Raw genomic sequence first — 16,959 nt, 5'->3', positions numbered from 1 at the left:
TGACAGCCCATGGGCTGGTCCTCTCTCTGCTGGTCTGCTCGGAAGGACGGACGGACGTGCGGGATTGCCGGATGTCAGGGGTCGGTCGTCAGAGGGCGGCCACGGCCCGGCGCAGGAAGCCGAGCCCGTCGGTCGCGAGCGCGTCCTGGGTGGGCGCGAGGGGCCGCCAGACGGAGGCGGCGACGGCGATGGCGTCGTTGTGGGCCGTGAACGACTCGATGCAGAGCGAGCCTCGGTAGCCGGAATCGCCCAGGGCGCGCAGGAAGCCGGGCCAGTCGAGGTGGTCGGCGCCGGGGGCGCCGCGGTCGTTGGCGCACACCTGGACGTGGGCGATGCGGCCGGCCGCCGCCCGGACGGCCTGCGGCAGGGAGTGTTCCTCGATGTTCTGGTGGTACGTGTCCAGGGCGATGCCGATCGACTCCTCGGGCAGGCCCGCCAGACCCTCCAGGGTCTGGGCGACGGTGTTGAACAGGCTCGTCTCGTAGCGGTTGAGGGGCTCGACGGCGATGCGGACACCGGCGCGCCCCGCGTACTCGACGACGGGCGCGATGCGCTCGCGCCACTCCTCGTACGCCGCCGCGCGGGTGGCCCGGTCCATCCGCCAGGTGCGGCCGACCGCCGCGTACACCGGGCCCGCGATGACGGGGGCGCCGATCGCGTGGGCCGCGTCGACGCAGCGGCGCAGATAGTCCTGGGTGGCGCGCAGCGTGCCCGGGTCGGCGCGGACCAGGTTGCGCCCCTCGGGCATGACGGCGACGACAGCCGCGGGCGTCAGGCCCGTGGCGTCGAGGAGTTTGACCGCCGCGGCGGGCTCCCAGTCGTCGGGCTGTTCCAGGGGCAGCTCCACGGAGTCGAAGCCCCAGGCCGCCAGGCGCGGCAGCGTCTCGCCGAGCGCCTCGGTGCTGACCGGCGAGTGCCAGATCCAGGGGTTGGCGCCCAACTGCCAATCTCCGTACGTCACTTCTTGCCTCCCCAGTCGCCCGGGAAGCCCGGCATCTTCTGGCAGCCGCACATCGCGTAGTGCAGCGGCGGCATGCCCTCCTGGAGGTACTCGTCGAGGTTGGCCTGCGTGACCGTGGGCTGCGGCAGCTTCCACTCCTTGGGGACCTGCTTGCCGTCCAGGATGCGCAGGGCGGCGATGACCGGGGTGCGCCACTGGAAGGTGGGGTAGGTGGGGGCGATCGCGGTGAGCTTCTTGTCCTTCCACGCCTGGAGGAAGTCCTGCTGGTCCTCGCCGGTGATCGGCGGGACGTCGACGCCCGCGTCCTCGAAGGCCTCGACGGCTGCGACGGCCGTGGCGCCGGAGTCCATCCAGACGCCGTCGACGGAGCCGTGCCGGGAGATCGCGTCGGAGACGATCGACTTGGTCTTGGCGGGGTCGCCGTCGGTGAACTTGGTGTCCACAACGTCCAGTTCGCTCTTGTCGAAGGCCAGCTTCGCCGCCGACCAGCGGGTCTCCAGGACGTCCACACCGGGTGAGATGCGCAGGGCGAGGATCTTGCCCTTGGGCTTGACCTTGTCGACGAGGAAGTCGGCGGCGACCGCGCCGTAGCCGTAGCCGCCGATGGGGTTGACGAAGGTCACCGCGCAGTCGGTCTCCACGCCGCGGTCGAAGACGATCACGGGGAGCTTGCCGCAGGCCTCCTTCACGGCGGGCGTGAGGGTGGCGGTGGTGTTCGGGGAGACGATCAGCGCGTCGCAGTCCTTGTTGCCCGCCAGCTCCTGGATGTCGGAGATCTGCTTGTCGTCCTTGCCCTGGGCGTCCAGGACGGTGAAGTCGCTGATCTCGTCGTGCAGTTTCACCTCGGCCTTCATGTTCTTCAGGCCGACCTGGCGCCAGGGGTTGAAGACACCGGCGTTGGAGAAGCAGAGGTGACTGCCGCCCGCGCCCTTCTTCTTGTACCGGGCGGTGTCGGTCATCTCCGGTTCGAGCATCTGCTCCCAGGGCTTGGCGTCCGGGCCCTGCGGGGTCTCCTTGCCCAGCTCCAACTGGCGCTCGTACTCGGCCTGTTCGAAGAACTTGGAGGGCTTGTCGCCACCCTGGTCGGACTCCGCGCTCTGCGAGGCTCCGGCGGGCGAGTCGGGCGGAGTGTCGCTGGAGCAGGAGGCGAGCAGGGCTCCCGCGAGGAGTGCGGCGGCGGGCACCAGCGTGCGTCTGCGGTTCGGCTTGATGTGCGTCACGAGGGTCTGCATCACGAGGGTCTGCCTCCCGAGGAGTGGGTACGACGACGGCGCAGCCGGGACCAGTCGGCGGCCCCGAGCCCGACCGCGGCGATCACGATGACGCCCTGGACGGTGGACTCCAGGGCGCCCGATACGCCCTGGAGGTTGAGCAGCGTGAACAGGGCCTGCAGCGAGAAGGCGCCCGCCATCGCGGCGACGACGCTGCCCCGGCCGCCGCCGAGCACGACCCCGCCCAGGACCACGGCGGTGATCGCCTCGAACTCGTAGCCCCGGCCCGCCTGCGCGGAGACCCCGGAGAAGCCGCCGACGAGGACGGCGGCGAGCGCCGCCGCCGCGCCGGACAGGACGAAGGCGATGACGCGGGCGCGGTGGACGCGCACACCCGCCAGGGCGGCGGCGCGTTCGCTGTCCCCGGTCGCGATCAACGTACGGCCGAAGTCGGAACGCATGAGCAGGACGGCGACCAGCCCCGCGACGAGGCAGGCCAGGACCGCCCAGGGCAGCCAGCCCATGGCGGTGCCGCGCCCCAACTGGCGGAATCCTTCCGACAGTTGTCCGTGCGGGGAGCCGCCCGTCCAGAAGAAGACGGCGCCCTCCAGGATCAGCATCATGCCGAGCGTGGTGATGAAGGAGGGCACTCTCAGGCGCGTGGTGATCAGCCCGCTGACGAGGCCGGTGAGGGCTCCCGCCAGCAGCAGCCCGGCCGTGATGAGCGGCCAGGGCGCGTCCGGGAACGAGCCGTGGACCTCCGCCGCCGCGACGACTCCCGCGGTGACGATCGCCCCCACCGACAGGTCGAACTCGCCGCAGACGATGACCAGATACTGCCCGGCGGCGAGGATCACCAGGGGCGCGGCGCGCTTGACGAAGGCGAGGAAGCGGTCGGGTTCGTAGAAGCCGGGGTCGGTGGCGGCGAGCGCGACGAGCAGGACGATCAGCAGGCCGTAGACCGGGGCACCGGTACCGAGGGAGCGTACGACTCGCTTGTAGGGGACGGAGATTGCCGTACCGCTGCTCATGCGGACCTCCTGCCGCCGCGCCGGGCGTAGATCGCGACGGCGGCGATGATGACGACGCCGCGTACGACGTTCTTGAAGAACGGGTCGACGCCGAGCTGGTTGAAGACGGAGTCGAGCACGGCGAGCACGAGGACACCGCCCAGCGTGCCCGCCACTCCCCCGCGCCCACCGGCCAGGACGGTGCCGCCGAGCACGACGGCGGCGATCGACTCCAGGTCGTAGCGGGCCTCGGTGCCCGCCCAGGGGGCGCCCGCGCCAAGGCGTGAGGCGAGGAAGAGGGCGGCGGCGCCCACGCACAGCGAGCACAGGACGTGGGCGGCGATGATCGTGCGCCGGGTGCGGACGCCGGAGAGCCGGGCCGCGTGTTCGTCGCCGCCCGTGGCGTACAGGTGGTGCCCGAAGCGGGTGCGGCGGGTGATCAGCCACATCGCGGCGGCGACGGCGGCGAGCAGGAAGAGCGAGACGGGGATCGGGCCCATCCGGTCGTAGCCCAGGTGCTGGAAGGAGGCGGGGACCTTGCCCGCCGGGCCCGTGTAGTTGTCCTCGATCCAGCCGCGCAGGATGAACGCGGTGCCGAGCGTCGCGATGAACGCGTTGACCTTGAGACCGGTGACGATGAGGCCGTTGGCGAGTCCGACGGCCGCCGAGAGGGCGAGGACGGCGAGCACCGCGGTGACGACGCCGCCGTCCTCCATGGTGGTGGCCGCGACGAGCGTGCCGAGGCTGATCAGGTACGCCACCGACAGGTCCAGGGAGCCGGTGAGGATGACGGCGGTCTGCCCGACGGCGACCAGGCCGAGGGCGACGCAGTTCTGCAGGATGCCGACGACGTTCGAGAGCGTGAGGAAGTCGCCGCCGCGTGCGGCGACCACGATCCAGCCGAGCGCGGTCACGGCCCCGGCCGCCAGCCAGACGCCGACGGCGGGGTCGGTGAGTCTGCCGCGGCTGGGGGCGCGGGTCTTCGGGGAGGCGGACGGTGGGGCGACGGTGGTACCGCTCACGCGACGGAATCCTTTCCGGACAGGGCGGTGGGCTCACCCATCGGCGTGGTCGTGGCGAGCCGCATCACGTCCTCCTCGGCGGCCCCCGCCGGCAGTTCTCCGGCGATGCGGCCTTCGGACATGACGAGGATGCGGTCGCTCATGCCGATGAGTTCGGGCAGTTCGGAGGAGACGATCAGGACCGCGATGCCCTCGCGGGCCAGTTCGCGGACCAGGGTGTGGATGGCGGCCTTGGCGCCCACGTCGACGCCTCGGGTCGGTTCGTCGAAGAGCAGGACGCGGGGGCGGGCGGCGAGCCACTTGGCGATGACGACCTTCTGCTGGTTGCCGCCGGAGAGGTACTGGGCCTGCTGGTCCTCGCCGCGCGCCTGGAGGCGTACCCGCTCCAGGAGCGTGGTGAGTTCGCGGGCTGCGGGCGGCTCTCCGCGGGCCGGTACGGCGCGGGTCACCAGGAGGGCGTTGTCGCGCACGGACTGGCGCAGGGCGAGCCCCTCGGCCTTGCGGTCCTCGGTCACCAGGGCGATCCCGGCGCGGATGGCCTGCCGCGGTCCGGTGGGGCGCAGGGCGTCGCCGCCCACCGTCATGGCCCCGCTGGTGAAGGGCGCCGCTCCGAACAGGGCCCGCGCAAGGGACGTACGGCCTGAGCCCTCCAGGCCCGCGATGCCGGTGACCTCGCCGGCGCGCAGCGTCAGGTCGATGCCGCGCAGCCGGTCGTTGCCGCCACCGGTGACGGTGAGGCGCACCTCGCCGATGTCGTCGGCGTGGGCGCGCGGCGGGTAGTAGGCGCTCAGCTCCCGGCCCACCATGGCGCGAACGACCTGGTCGGTGTCGGTGTCGGCGGTGCGCACCGTCGTGACGTGGCGGCCGTCCTTCAACACCGTGACGCGCTGGGAGAGTTCGAAGACCTCCCGCAGGCGGTGCGAGATGTACAGGATGCCGAGGCCGCGGGCCGCGAGGCGGCGTACGAGGTCGTGCAGGAGGCCCGCCTCGTGGTCGGCGAGCGGCGCGGTCGGCTCGTCCATGACCAGGACGCGGACGTCGGAGGCGAGCGCCTTGACGATCTCGACGGTCTGCTGCCGGGCCACGGAGAGGTCGCGGATGCAGGTGCGGGGTGTGATGCCCGATACGCCGACCTCTGCGAGGAGTTCGGCGGTGCGGGTCTCCATCGCGCGGCGGTCGACGAGGCCGTAGCGGGTCGGTTCGCGGCCCAGGAAGACGTTCTCGGCGACCGTGCGGTGCGCGAGCAGCGCGAACTCCTGGTGGATGATGCCGATCCCGGCGGCCTGTGCCTGCGCGGGGTGGCTGAAGGAATGCTCTGTTCCGTCGAGCACGATGCTGCCCTCGTCCGGGACGTGTTCGCCCGCGAGGACCTTCATCAAGGTGGACTTTCCGGCGCCGTTCTCGCCGACCAGTGCGTGCACCTCGCCGGGGGCGAGGTCGAGCGATACGCCGTGCAGCACACGCACTCCGAGAAAGCTCTTGGACACCCCGCGCATCGCCAACATCATTTGCGTCGCCTGCATCGCCTGCACCCTCGGCTCCTTCGGCAGCGGTCTGCAGAGCAATGTGATGAGGGAGCTTTGACCTGTCAAGGGCCCAAGCAGCTTTCGCAGCACGGGAGTTGACGGGTACTTAGGTCGATCGCCGAACACCATCGGCCTTGTGAGCAGCGAAACTCGTCCCTAAGGTGGCTGCCATGTCTGGAGCGCCGGATCACCCCGTTTCCGTACCGTCCTCACCCGGCGAAGTCCTCGCCCTGCTGCGCACGGGGGCGGCGGAGACCCGCGCCGACATCGCCCGGGTGACGGGGTTGGCGCGCTCGACGGTTTCGCAGCGGGTGGACGCGCTCATCTCGCACGGCTTCCTCACCGAGGAGGCGGACGGCGGGTCGACGGGCGGCCGGCCGCCGCGCCGCCTTCGCCTGCGCACACGTGAACACGCCGTCGCGGGCGTCGACCTGGGCGCGTCGCACTGCCGGGTCGCCCTCCTGGACATCGGCGGCGAGATGCTCGCCCTGCGCGAGGACCCGCTCTCCATCGCCGACGGCCCGCGCGAGGTGCTCGGCCATGTCGAGCGGACGCTGCACGCCCTGCTCGACGAGGCCGGGCGCGATCCCGCGTCGCTGCAGTCCATCGGGGTCGGGGTGCCCGGACCCGTGGAGTTCTCGACGGGCCGCCCGGTGGACCCGCCGATCATGCCGGGCTGGCACCAGTACCCCATACCGGAGTTCTTCGCCGAGCGGTTCGGCCCACGGGCCCTCGTCGACAACGACGTGAACGTGATGGCGCTCGCCGAGCAGCGCCGTGCCTTTCCCGACACGCGCTATCTGCTCTACATCAAGGTGGGCACGGGCATCGGCTGCGGCATCGTCGCCGACGGCCGGCTGCACCGGGGCGCGCAGGGCAGCGCGGGCGACATCGGGCACATCCGGGTCGGCGACATCGACGACCCCTGCCGGTGCGGCAACTCCGGCTGCCTGGAGGCGGTGGCGGGCGGCGCGGCGATCGCCCGCAAGCTCTCCGGGCTCGGTCTCGAGGCGACCTCGGGCAGCGATGTCGTACGCCTGGTGAAGTCCGGCAACCGCGATGCCGTACGCATGGTGCGCGAGGCGGGGCGCGCGGTGGGCGAGGTGCTCGCGGGCCTGGTGAACTTCTTCAACCCGGACACGGTGGTGGTCGGCGGCGCGCTGGCCGCCGTGCACGACCAACTCCTGGCGGGCGTAAGGGAAGCGGTGTACCGCCGCTCGCATCCGCTGGCCACCCATGTGCTGCGGATCGAGCCGAGCCGCACCGGCGAGAACGCGGCGGCGATCGGTGCGGGCATCCTGGCGGTCGAGCACGCGCTGTCCCCGCGCCAGGTGGACCGGGCCCTGTCGGGCGCGGCGCGCTGAGGAGCGGCGGGCGCGGCGCGCCGAGAGGCATCGGCCACAGCCCGCTCACCCCGGTCCGCAGAGACCGGACAAGCACCATGCAACACCGGCCATACCGCCGACTCCTCCATACCGAAGGGGCACTTGCGCCCGTAACTTCAGGCTATGTCCCTCAATGACGCACAGCAGATCGACCGTGCCAACGCCGCCACCGAGCGCGTTCCGGTCGTGTTCGTGCACGGTCTGTGGATGCTGCCCAGCAGCTGGGACCTGTGGAGGACCCACTTCGAGGCCGCCGGATATGTGCCCCTGGCCCTGTCGTGGCCCGACGATCCGGAGACGGTGACCGAGGCCAGGCAGCGCCCCGAGGTTCTGGCGGGCAAGACCGTCGGGCGCATCGCCGATCACCTGGCCGGTCTGATCGACGACCTGGAGCGCAAACCGGCCGTCATCGGGCACTCCGTCGGCGGGCTGCTGACGCAGATCCTCGCGGGACGCGGCCTCTCCGCCGCGTCGGTGGCGATCGACCCGGTGCCGTTCCGCGGCATCATGGCGCTGCCCCTGTCGACGCTGCGCTCCCTGCGTCCGATCATCGCCAACCCGGCCAACCGCAAGCGCGCGCTGCCACTGACCTTCGAGCAGTTCCGCTACGCCTACGCCAACGCCGTCAGCGAGCAGGAAGCCAAGGATCTCTACGAGAGGTACGCGGTCCCGGCCTCGTGCGCACCGCCCTTCCAGGCGGCCGCGGCCAACATCAACCCCCGCACGGAGATGAAGGTCGACTGCCACAATCCCCGCCGCGGCCCCCTACTGATCATCTCCGGGGAGAAGGACAACGCCGTGCCCTGGGCGTTGGCCAACGGCGCGTACAAGAGGCAGCGGGAGAACTCCGGCATCACGGAAATCACGGAGATGGCCGACCGCGACCACGCCCTGACGATCGACAGCCGCTGGCAGGAGGTCGCGGACACGGCGCTGACGTTCGTACGCCGTTTCGTCTGACCGACGTCGCATCGGCCATGATCCTTACTTGTTCCGTCCCCGGATCATTCGCCTCTCCCTCTCGTCACATCACCCGGCGTCAAGCACCTTCGTGGCAGCCTTGCCCTCCCGCTGGCGCAGGGAGCGCCATTCGACAGCCGGCTGCGGGTTGGCGTCGAGCCAGCGCCGTTGCAGCACGGCGAGCCTGGCGTACGCGCGCTCCAGGTAGCCGGTGGCCCGCTTGCAGGTCACGTCGGCGCGGGCCGCGGGTTGTTCGGCGAGGGGGGTGTCCGGGCGTAGCGCCGCTGCAAGCCGCTGTGGGTCTTTCGCGGCGGGGAATCCCGCCTGCCGCATGCAGGAACGCCAGCGTGCCGTCGCTCCGCGGAACGCGTGACCCTTTCCCAGCGTGCGCAGCGCGTCGCGCTCCCCCTGGTCGAGCCGCAGCTGCAGAGTGAGAGCGCGTCGCGGCCCGCCCTCGCCCAAGAGCCGTCGCTCGGCGTCAGCCAGGCAGCCTGTCGCGGGCCGGCTCACGGTGATCTCCTTGTTGCGGGCGGAGATCTTGCGTTGCGGGTCCCCGTAGAGCGCCCGGCCGAATGCCTTCCCACGGGGTCGTTCTGCGGGCTGCGTGCCAGGCCGGTCGGCGGAGTTTGGCAGGTTGAGGGTCTCGATGCCGAACTGCGCCGGGCCTGAGCCGGCCTCTGCCGAGGGCGCGGCATCGACGGGAGGCGCCTCGTAGCGGAAGCCGTGCTCGGTCATGCAGCGGGTGATCAGGCGTTGCCGGGCCTCGTACACGCGGCGGGAGGTGGCGGTCGGTGCGTGCAGCAGGGGATGAAAAGGGAGCCGGGAACGCAGTACGGCAGGCTCAGGACCGGACTGCTGTGCGGACTGTCGGGCGGGCGGCGTCGTGTTGTCGTGCAGCGCCCAGACAAGGGTCCCGGTAAGGGCGAGGAGGGCGAGCGCCAGAGTGGTGATACTCACCCCGTGGCCCACTTTCAGCGAGGGCATGGCAGATCTTCTCTCCGTGGTCCGGGATCGGGGTGCGATGAGCGGTGGTGCCGGGGGCAGCGGTGTGTGGCACGCCGCCGCCCCCGGCACCTGCGGGGCATTCGCTCAGTAGCAGTTGATGCTGGTCGTGCTCCGCACCCGGAGCGAGCTGGCCCTGTCCCGCAGAGTCGGGTTGATGTAGTTGACCTCGCTGCCGGGGTTGACGCAGAACAGGAACCCGCCCCAGTCGCTGCCGATCCCGGTGTAGAAGTGGCTCTCGTATCCGCTGTTGCTCGAGTTGCTGGCGGACACCACGTTGTTGTGCACGGTCTGGCCGCCGCCCACACGGCTTGTGAGCTGGTTGAAGGTGTCATTGCGGAAGTCGGTGTCGCTGTTGAAGTACGAGTGGCGGGCCGAGTCGTTGAGACCCTGGTAGAACACGCAGTGGTAGCCGGACGAGCAGTTGGTGTCGGCCGAGGCCGGGGACGTTCCGAGCAGCAGTCCGGCTGAAGCCGCCATCGTGGCCAGACCGGTGATTGCCGCCCATCGCTTGCCTGTACGCATGCGTCTCCTCGTTTCCATCAGAACGATTCCTGTGGATCACTCAGGCCGGAGCGCGTACCAACGAGACCTGTTGCCCCGTGGCACCTGATCTGGGCGGGTCACCCGCTTCGTCATGCTGCGGGCGGCCGTTCGCCCCGGTGTGGCCAGCAACTTAGGGCGCTCGTAGCCAAGGAGCGTCAACCCGGCAATGGAGGGTGGTCTCAACTCTCGCGGTACAGCGGCAGACCGCTACAACTCCTGATGTACCGCACCAGTTGGGCATCAGGGCCCCTCCGTCAGTTGGCCGTACGGGGCAGGGGCTGCCGAGGCGATGGCGCGCGCCCACGGGCTCGCGCCAAGTGCAGTACCGAGCAAGCCGCACGGCAGGTGACGCCTGCCGTTGCCCATGATCTACCGCAGATCACCGTCGCCTCCCGGACGGCACCGCTGATGGGGCCTGGGCCCCGAGTCAGCTCTGCGACGGAGAGAGCATCTCCACCCCCGAAAGCGCCCCAGCTGTCGCGAGCATGACCATAATGACGGGACTGGGACGACAGGGGGGACCAGCATGGATTCACCCGACCTGGCGGCGATGGCTGCCCAAACTCTGTCCGCGGTGGCATCAGGCGCCGCCAATACGGCGGTGTCAGATCTCGTGCGAGGCAGGCTCAGCCATTCCGCACGCGGACGGGCAGCCCTGGAGGAGCTGGCCACTGCGCCAGGCGACAGCAGCGGTGTGCAAGCTGCCCTTGCCGAAGAGATCAGCAGCGATGCGGAGTTCGCCGGACGGCTCGCGGTGCTCCTCCACGCCCCCTCACACCAGCACACCGGCAGCGTTGTCATGACCGGCAGCACAGTGACGCGCAGCCAGATATCACTTGGCCCGCTGACCATCAACAACACCCGTGCCGGACGGCTGTCCCTCGTTGCGGGCATCGTCCTGGCCGTGCTGATGGTCGCGCTTGCCGGCTACGGGAGTGTGCGGCTGTTCGACGACACCGATGACTCGCCACGCAACACACCGTCAGAACCCGGCACTGCGCGCTCCGGCAGCCGCACCGCTGATCCCCCGCCCACGACCGAGACGGTCCGTCAGATCCTTCCGGACCGAAGCAGCATGGATGCCCAGGAGTATCCCTGGGATGGGCCACCCGAGGTCAGGACGTCAGCGACCGGACTCTCCATCTGCCGGGCAGCACCTGTATGCGAGAAGAATGCCACCGCGGCCGGCGCGGTGGAGTTCGGTCGAGGTGAGAACGAGGGGGAGAACCGGGCCGAGTTCCTCGTCCTGGCGTTCCCGGATGCTGCCGCCGCCCACCTGGCCTACCTCGACATCGTGCGGGACATCGAAGGGACCGACCCCGGGTGGATCAAGGTAGAGCTGGAGCGAAGGGGCGATGAGAGCCAGGGCTTCGACCAAGACGGCACGGACACCAAGGGCAATCCGGCAGAGCGGTACATCAACCGCTCCCTGGTCTTCCGTCAAGGCACCTTCATCGGCGTAGCGCATCAGATGGACGATCCGACCGACCAGCGGAGCACGCGTATCCACCGTCTGTCCACCATCCTTGCCGACCGCATCGCAAGGGCCGCCGCAGGCAAGACCCCGTAGCGCACTCCTCTGCCCGGCATGGATGGATCGTGCCTTGGATCCGGCCCGCAGCGGACGGCGGATACCGGGTCGTCCAGGTCACGAGATGAGTCGGCTGGTGAAGCCGTCGTGGACGAGGGATTCGTACGCGTCATGCACGTCCTGCGGAACCTCCTGCTCGATGGCGAATCCGAGCTTCGGATACTCGACGACTCGCTGAAGGTCGCCGACGTGCATGTCCAGGACGAGCTTCTGGTCGCCGATGGACTTCACGTAGGCGTCGAACTCCAGCGGCTCCGACGCACACAGGATCTCGACGTGGCCTTGACGCCCTCGATACTGCACAGTTGGTGCACGAGTCGCACGCGTTGCATCGGTGACTCGGTCACGCCGCTGCTGCGGGCGATGCGACCGGGCGTTCGCCACACTCGCGACACTGCGGCCCTCCAACGCCCTGAGGCCGACCGCGAACGCGGCAGGCATCCCCCGAACAGGTGGACCGGACCTCTGACGTCGCAGGCGGTCCGCCCGCCCGTCGGCGTGTGTTCGACCTGCTCATTGGTCCAATCCACTGACGCGTCGCAGGCCGTGCGGCCTCCCGGGGCGAAACCCGCCGGGACCGGTGCTGACGTGGGAAATTCTCTCTCCTGGGCATGATTGACGGATCGTCGGAGAGCCGGTACCACTGACGCACGCCCGGCCCCGCACGCCCCATCACGCTTCACCCCCCCAGGAGGCTGCATTGCGAGGATCCGCCACCGCCCGCACCCCTGCCGCGCGCAGACGCGCCGTCAGGACCGCGGGCGCCCTTGTCTCCGCCGGTCTGCTCCTTCCGCTGCTCGGTGCCGCGCCGTCCGCCCCGCCCTCGACGTCGTCGGACGACGGGCTCCAGGGCGCCTTCGCGGCCGCGGCCGCCGAATACCGCGTACCGCAGAGCGTGCTGCTCGGAGTGTCCTATCTGCAGTCCCGCTGGGACGCGCACGGCGGCGCGCCGAGCGTGACCGGCGGCTACGGCCCGATGCACCTCACCGACGCGCGCACCGCCATCGCCGGCGCCCCGCACCACAGCGAGGGCGACGAGGACCCGCGCGGCGACGATTCACGGGGTGTCCTCAAGCCCAAGGAGTTCACGGCCAAGGTGCCGGAGAGCTCTCAACTACCGGACCGGCTCAAGACGTTGCCTCGCGCCGCTGAACTCAGCGGGCTGTCCGCCGAGAAGCTGCGCACCGACCCGGCCGCCAACGTGCGCGGCGGGGCGGCCCTGCTCGCCGCCGCGCAGAAGAAGCTCGGCAAGCCGCTGAGCGACGACCCGGCCGACTGGTACGGCGCGATCGCCCGCTTCTCCGGCGCGGACGACCAGGCCACCGCGGCGACGTACGCCAACGACGTCTTCGCCGTGATCCACGACGGCCAGGAGCGCACCACGGACTCCGGGCAGCACGTGGCGCTCGCCGCGGTCGGCGGCCTGGAACCGGATGCCGCGCAGGTGCGGTCCATGGGGCTGCGCAAGGCACCGAAGGGCGGGACCGAGTGCCCCTCCACCGTGTCGTGCGAATGGATCCCGGCGCCGTACGAGGAGTTCAAGGACCCGAACGGCAACGACGACTACGGCAACCACGACCTGTCGAACCGGCCCAAGAGCCAGAGCATCGACACGATCGTCATCCATGACACCGAGGGGCGCTGGGAAGGCGTCCTGAACATGGTGCAGGACCCCACGTACGTGTCCTGGCAGTACACCCTGCGCTCCACCGACGGGCACATCGCCCAGCACGTGAAGGCCAAGGACGTCGCCTGGCACGCGGGCAACTGGTACGTGAACTCCAAGTCGATCGGCCTGGAGCACGAGGGCTTCCTCACCGCGCCCGACACCTGGTACACGGAGGCGATGTACCGCTCGTCGGCGCGCCTGGTGAAGTACCTCTCGAAGAAGTACGGCATTCCGCTGGACCGCCAGCACATCATCGGCCACGACAACGTCCCGGGCACGCTGCCGTCGACGATCGCGGGCATGCACACCGACCCCGGCCCGTACTGGGACTGGCAGCACTACTTCACGCTGATGGGCAAGCCGTTCAAGCGGACGGCGGGCCCGAACGGTGGTCTGGTGACCGTGGCGCCCAAGTACTCCGAGAACCGGCCGGAGTACACCGGCTGCGTCAAGCCGGGCGAGAAGTGCGTGCCGCACGGTTCGGCCGCGGTGCGCGTCCACACCGAACCGCGTGACGACGCCCCGCTCATCAAGGACATCGGCCTGCGGCCCGGTGGCGGCGCGTCGACGATCGGCGTGAACGACACCGGCGCGCGGCTCTCCACCGGCCAGCAGTACGCGGTCGCCGACCGCGAGGGCGACTGGACCGCCGTCTGGTACCTGGGTCAGAAGGCCTGGTTCAAGAACCCGAAGAAGCAGCCGACCGCCGTCGACGCGAAGGGGCTCGTGGTGACGCCCAAGGGCGACGCCAAGGAGGTCCCGGTGTACGGGCGCGCCTACCCGGAGAAGGAGGCGTACCCGGCGGGAGTCCCCGTGCAGGCGGTCACGCCGCTGCCGTACAAGCTCCTGGCGGGGCAGAAGTACGCCATCGGCGACAAGGTGCCCGGTGAGTACTTCTACGCGCCGACGTTCGACACCGCGCCGCACAAGGTGGTGCGCGGCAAGGACACGTACTACGAGATCCAGTTCGGGCACCGCGTGGCGTATGTCCGCGCGGCCGACGTCCAGGTGGTGCGCTCGGGCTCCTAGGGCCGTCGAGGCCGGCCGGGGCCGGGTCCGCGTGGGGGCGGGCCCGGCCCCGGCTTGTGAGGCGGCGGCTCAGTCGAAGACGTACCGCTGCCCGGCCTTCGCCTTGAAGGTCTTCTCGCCGCCCCTCAACAGGCCGCTGCGCAGGGTCAGTTCGCGGGTGCGCGTCGCGGTGAGCACGATGCGCGTGGCGCGTCCGCCCGACCACTCGACGTCCAGGCGCGCCCCGCCGCGGGCCCGCAGGCCGCGCACCGATCCCTCGGGCCAGCTCGCGGGCAGCGCGGGCAGGACCTCGATGACGTCGAACTGGCTCTGCAGGAGCATCTCCACGATGCCCGAGGTCGCCCCGAAGTTGCCGTCGATCTGGAACGGCGGGTGGGTGTCCCAGAGGTTGGGCAGCGTCGAGGACTTGAGCTGTTCGCCGAGCATCTTGTGCGCGTGGTCGCCGTCGCGAAGCCGCGCCCAGAAGTTGACCTTCCATGCCTTGGACCAGCCGGTGCCGCCGTCGCCGCGCGCGGTGAGCGAGACCTTCGCGGCGTCGGCCCACTTGCTGCCCGGCTGGATCTGGCGTCCGGGGTGCAGGGCGTAGAGGTGCGAGACGTGCCGGTGGTCGTCGGTCCTGGAGTCCAGGTCGGCCTTCCACTCCTGGAGCTGGCCCCAGGAGCCGACGCGCAGGCCGGGGTCGAGCTTGCCGAGGGCCTTCTCCAGCTCGGCGCGGAAGGCGGCCGAGTCGCCGAGGACGCGGGCGGCTTCCAGGGTGTTGGTGAGCAGGTCGTGGACGATCTGCTGGGCCATGGAGTCGCCCGCGGTGAAGTCGCCGTGCTCGGGCGAGTAGCTGGGGGTGGCGACGAGGGTGCCGTCGCGCGGGTCGGTGCGGAGGTTGTCGAGCCAGAACTCGGCGGCCTCCTTCATCACGGGGTAGGCGGTGGCGCGCAGGTACTCCGTGGAACCGCCGAAGCGGTAGTGCTCGTAGAGCTGCGCGGTGAGCCAGGCGGCGGCCTCGGGGAACCAGAAGGCGGTCGACCAGTCGTGGACGCCGGTGAAGCCGTAGGGATTGGTCTCGTTGTGCACCACCCAGCCGCGCGAGCGGAACATCTCCTTGGCCGTGCGCCGGCCCGGCGCGCGCAGCGCTTCGACGAAGCGGTCGTAGGGGGCGGTGGTCTCGGCGAGGTTGGCGGCCTCGGCGAGCCAGTAGTTCATCTGGAGGTTGATGTTGGTGTGGTAGTCGGCCGACCAGGGCGGGGTGGTGCTGTTGTTCCACACGCCCTGGAGGTTGGCGGGCAGCGAGCCGGCGCGGGACGAGGCGATGAGGAGGTAGCGCCCGTACTGGAAGAAGAGGGCTTCCAGGGCGCGGTCGGCCGCGCTCGCGCCTGCCCCGTATCCCTTGAGCAGCTGGTCGGTCGGGAGGTCGGCGGGGGCCGCCTGGCCGATGTCGAGGGCGACGCGGCCGAACAGGTCGCCGTGGTCGCGCAGATGGCGGGCGCGCAGCGCGGCGTGGCCCTGGGCGACGGCCCGGTCCAGGGTGCGGGTGACGTCGGTGTGCGGGTCCGCGCCGCGGTAGTCGGGGTAGGTGTCGGCGTAGTCCGTGCCCGCGGCGAGCGCGAACCAGACGTGGTCGGCGCCGCTGACGGTGATGCTGCCGTCCGCGTTCGCCGTGCGGGTGCCGCCCCGGTGCACGAGGCGCAGCTGCGCCTCGAACCGCAGCCCGTTGTCGGCGAGTTCACCGCGTACGACGATCCGGTCGCCGTCGGCCTTCGCGGTGAAGTCGGCGCGGGGCGAGGTGTGGCGCAGGGTGCTGGTGACACTCCCGGGACGGTCGGCGGTGAGGCGTCCGACGAGTACGCCGTCGGGGTGGGAGGCGAAGAACTCCCGCTCGTGGCGCACTTGTTGGTGGGTGTACGTAACGGTCGCGAGGCCGGTGCGCAGGTCGAGGGCACGGCGGTACGTGGCGTCGGGCGCGTCGGGGGCGCCCGGCATGTCGAGGTGCAGATCGCCGAAGGTCTGGTGGGCGCCGTAGCCGCGGCGGGGCTGGCCCAGGGCGGCGGCGACCGCGTCGGGGGACAGGGCGCCCTTGTCGTCCAGGTCCTTGCGGACCGCGTCGAGGGCGCCGGGCCTGGGCTCGCGCCAGTCGCCGTGGTCGTAGCCATCGCGGGAGCCGGGGCCGCCGGTCCACAGGGTCTTCTCGTTGAACTGGAGCCGCTCGGAGGCGAGGGTGCCGAAGACCATGGCGCCGAGTGCGCCATTGCCGATGGGCAGCGCTTCGCGCTCCCAGTCGGCGGCGGGCTTCGTGTACCAGAGCAGCGATTCATCGGAGGTGTCGCGTCGCCGTTCGGCTGCTGTCGCGACACCGGCGAGCACGCCTCCACCCGATGCCAGTACGGCTGCTCCGCTGACGGCGGTCTTCATCGTGGTTCTTCGCGAGATCCCGGGAGTCATGACCGGTCACGTTAAAAGTCCGATGACTGGCCTGGCAAGGCGCATGACAAAACCCACCCCTCGGCGGGAGGGGTGGGCAGCTGGCCTGTGGTGGTCCGGGGTGGGTCAGCCCTGCTGGAAGAGCTCGGCGGGCAGCGGCTTCAAAAGGGCGTACAGATCGTCGGTGATCGGCCGGTCCCAGGCGGCGATGGTGACCAGGACGCCGTCGCTGCGGTCGAACTGCACGCAGGAGATGCGGCTTTCGGAGAGCTTGAGGCGGCGCACGATCAGGAGGTTGTCGCCCTGCATCACCGGCATGTCCTCGGTGGTGACGACGGTGATCTCCTCGTCGTTCTCCAGCGCGAGGAGCAGCTGGGCCACCTCGAAGGGCACCTCGTCGTCGGCGATCTCGCGCGCCGGGGAACCCTCGGGCAGATTGCCGATGATCATCGCGGGGCCGCGGCCGCCGAAGAGGTCGTAGCGCAGGAAGACGCCCTGGCAGCTGCCGTCGGGGGCGGGCAGCAGGCCCGCGCCGAGGTTGCCGGGCCAGTCACCGGGGTCCATGGCGAGGACATCGAAGTCCGGGCCAGCGGGAGTGGCGGAGCTGCGGCGGCGGAGGAAGGACATGCGCCAAT

The 16,959-nt window shown here is 70.6% G+C and carries 13 protein-coding genes and 1 pseudogene; 4 read left to right on the top strand and 10 right to left on the bottom strand.

What is annotated here, in order from left to right:
* Positions 1–88 precede the first annotated feature (88 nt).
* Genes ACZ6ZP_RS13505 through ACZ6ZP_RS13485 form a run of 5 tightly spaced genes read right to left on the bottom strand, consistent with a single transcriptional unit; the run spans position 89 to position 5,709 of the window.
* On the bottom strand, positions 89–961 hold the full coding sequence (locus tag ACZ6ZP_RS13505) for a sugar phosphate isomerase/epimerase family protein (RefSeq protein ID WP_361464175.1): 873 nt from the start codon (positions 959–961) through the stop codon (positions 89–91).
* A complete protein-coding gene (locus tag ACZ6ZP_RS13500; RefSeq protein WP_469407252.1) occupies positions 958–2,193 on the bottom strand; it encodes a substrate-binding domain-containing protein in 1,236 nt (411 codons plus the stop codon). Before ACZ6ZP_RS13500 ends, ACZ6ZP_RS13505 begins: the two co-directional genes overlap by 4 nt.
* Entirely contained in the window at positions 2,193–3,203 is a 1,011-nt protein-coding gene (locus ACZ6ZP_RS13495; RefSeq protein ID WP_351157148.1) for an ABC transporter permease, read from the bottom strand. The genes ACZ6ZP_RS13500 and ACZ6ZP_RS13495 overlap by 1 nt, the downstream gene beginning before the upstream one ends.
* Positions 3,200–4,204, bottom strand: a complete 1,005-nt coding sequence (locus tag ACZ6ZP_RS13490) for an ABC transporter permease (protein WP_469406805.1) — start codon at positions 4,202–4,204, stop codon at positions 3,200–3,202. Before ACZ6ZP_RS13490 ends, ACZ6ZP_RS13495 begins: the two co-directional genes overlap by 4 nt.
* On the bottom strand, positions 4,201–5,709 hold the full coding sequence (locus ACZ6ZP_RS13485; RefSeq protein ID WP_469407250.1) for a sugar ABC transporter ATP-binding protein: 1,509 nt from the start codon (positions 5,707–5,709) through the stop codon (positions 4,201–4,203). Before ACZ6ZP_RS13485 ends, ACZ6ZP_RS13490 begins: the two co-directional genes overlap by 4 nt.
* 191 nt (positions 5,710–5,900) lie before the next feature.
* On the opposite strand from ACZ6ZP_RS13485, the gene ACZ6ZP_RS13480 reads away from it, so the two are divergent.
* Together ACZ6ZP_RS13480 and ACZ6ZP_RS13475 are read left to right on the top strand one after the other, a co-directional pair.
* Positions 5,901–7,094 (top strand): ROK family transcriptional regulator, encoded by a 1,194-nt coding sequence (locus tag ACZ6ZP_RS13480; RefSeq protein WP_351157152.1) that lies wholly within the window; start codon positions 5,901–5,903, stop codon positions 7,092–7,094.
* Positions 7,095–7,238: 144 nt separating this feature from the next.
* Positions 7,239–8,075, top strand: a complete 837-nt coding sequence (locus tag ACZ6ZP_RS13475; RefSeq protein ID WP_351157154.1) for an alpha/beta hydrolase — start codon at positions 7,239–7,241, stop codon at positions 8,073–8,075.
* Positions 8,076–8,144: 69 nt separating this feature from the next.
* Here ACZ6ZP_RS13475 and ACZ6ZP_RS13470 read toward each other — a convergent pair whose 3' ends face one another.
* Together ACZ6ZP_RS13470 and ACZ6ZP_RS13465 are read right to left on the bottom strand one after the other, a co-directional pair.
* A complete protein-coding gene (locus tag ACZ6ZP_RS13470) occupies positions 8,145–9,059 on the bottom strand; it encodes a hypothetical protein (protein ID WP_469406803.1) in 915 nt (304 codons plus the stop codon).
* 105 nt (positions 9,060–9,164) lie between these two features.
* Positions 9,165–9,602, bottom strand: coding sequence for a hypothetical protein (locus tag ACZ6ZP_RS13465; protein WP_469406801.1), 438 nt, complete (start codon positions 9,600–9,602; stop codon positions 9,165–9,167).
* A 547-nt stretch (positions 9,603–10,149) separates the two neighbouring features.
* Between ACZ6ZP_RS13465 and ACZ6ZP_RS13460 the strand changes: the two genes are divergently transcribed.
* Entirely contained in the window at positions 10,150–11,193 is a 1,044-nt protein-coding gene (locus tag ACZ6ZP_RS13460; protein ID WP_469406798.1) for a hypothetical protein, read from the top strand.
* A gap of 78 nt (positions 11,194–11,271) precedes the next feature.
* Here the strand turns inward: ACZ6ZP_RS13460 and ACZ6ZP_RS13455 are convergent.
* Positions 11,272–11,490, bottom strand: a pseudogene (locus ACZ6ZP_RS13455) (YdcF family protein); the annotation flags it as partial.
* 424 nt (positions 11,491–11,914) lie between these two features.
* Between ACZ6ZP_RS13455 and ACZ6ZP_RS13450 the strand changes: the two are divergent.
* Positions 11,915–13,912 (top strand): N-acetylmuramoyl-L-alanine amidase, encoded by a 1,998-nt coding sequence (locus tag ACZ6ZP_RS13450; RefSeq protein ID WP_351157162.1) that lies wholly within the window; start codon positions 11,915–11,917, stop codon positions 13,910–13,912.
* 69 nt (positions 13,913–13,981) lie between these two features.
* On the opposite strand, the gene ACZ6ZP_RS13445 is transcribed toward ACZ6ZP_RS13450, so the two are convergent.
* Together ACZ6ZP_RS13445 and ACZ6ZP_RS13440 are read right to left on the bottom strand one after the other, a co-directional pair.
* Positions 13,982–16,315, bottom strand: a complete 2,334-nt coding sequence (locus tag ACZ6ZP_RS13445; RefSeq protein WP_469407247.1) for a glycoside hydrolase family 95 protein — start codon at positions 16,313–16,315, stop codon at positions 13,982–13,984.
* Positions 16,316–16,450: 135 nt separating this feature from the next.
* A complete protein-coding gene (locus ACZ6ZP_RS13440; protein ID WP_351157164.1) occupies positions 16,451–16,951 on the bottom strand; it encodes a hypothetical protein in 501 nt (166 codons plus the stop codon).
* Positions 16,952–16,959 lie beyond the last annotated feature (8 nt).

The sequence above is a fragment of the Streptomyces sp. NPDC054047 genome, assembly GCF_055585065.1.
Note: the sequence above shows the minus strand (reverse complement) of the source record. Positions and strands in the feature narration are given on the sequence as shown.

What these genes read in the sequence shown, in the direction of transcription:
- ACZ6ZP_RS13440 (WP_351157164.1), bottom strand. Translation starts at nt 16,951, where the DNA reads ATGTCCTTCCTCCGCCGCCGCAGCTCCGCCACTCCCGCTGGCCCGGAC.
- ACZ6ZP_RS13465 (WP_469406801.1), bottom strand. Translation starts at nt 9,602, where the DNA reads ATGCGTACAGGCAAGCGATGGGCGGCAATCACCGGTCTGGCCACGATG.
- ACZ6ZP_RS13460 (WP_469406798.1), top strand. Translation starts at nt 10,150, where the DNA reads ATGGATTCACCCGACCTGGCGGCGATGGCTGCCCAAACTCTGTCCGCG.
- ACZ6ZP_RS13495 (WP_351157148.1), bottom strand. Translation starts at nt 3,203, where the DNA reads ATGAGCAGCGGTACGGCAATCTCCGTCCCCTACAAGCGAGTCGTACGC.
- ACZ6ZP_RS13470 (WP_469406803.1), bottom strand. Translation starts at nt 9,059, where the DNA reads ATGCCCTCGCTGAAAGTGGGCCACGGGGTGAGTATCACCACTCTGGCG.
- ACZ6ZP_RS13500 (WP_469407252.1), bottom strand. Translation starts at nt 2,193, where the DNA reads ATGCAGACCCTCGTGACGCACATCAAGCCGAACCGCAGACGCACGCTG.
- ACZ6ZP_RS13475 (WP_351157154.1), top strand. Translation starts at nt 7,239, where the DNA reads ATGTCCCTCAATGACGCACAGCAGATCGACCGTGCCAACGCCGCCACC.
- ACZ6ZP_RS13445 (WP_469407247.1), bottom strand. Translation starts at nt 16,315, where the DNA reads ATGAAGACCGCCGTCAGCGGAGCAGCCGTACTGGCATCGGGTGGAGGC.
- ACZ6ZP_RS13480 (WP_351157152.1), top strand. Translation starts at nt 5,901, where the DNA reads ATGTCTGGAGCGCCGGATCACCCCGTTTCCGTACCGTCCTCACCCGGC.
- ACZ6ZP_RS13485 (WP_469407250.1), bottom strand. Translation starts at nt 5,709, where the DNA reads ATGTTGGCGATGCGCGGGGTGTCCAAGAGCTTTCTCGGAGTGCGTGTG.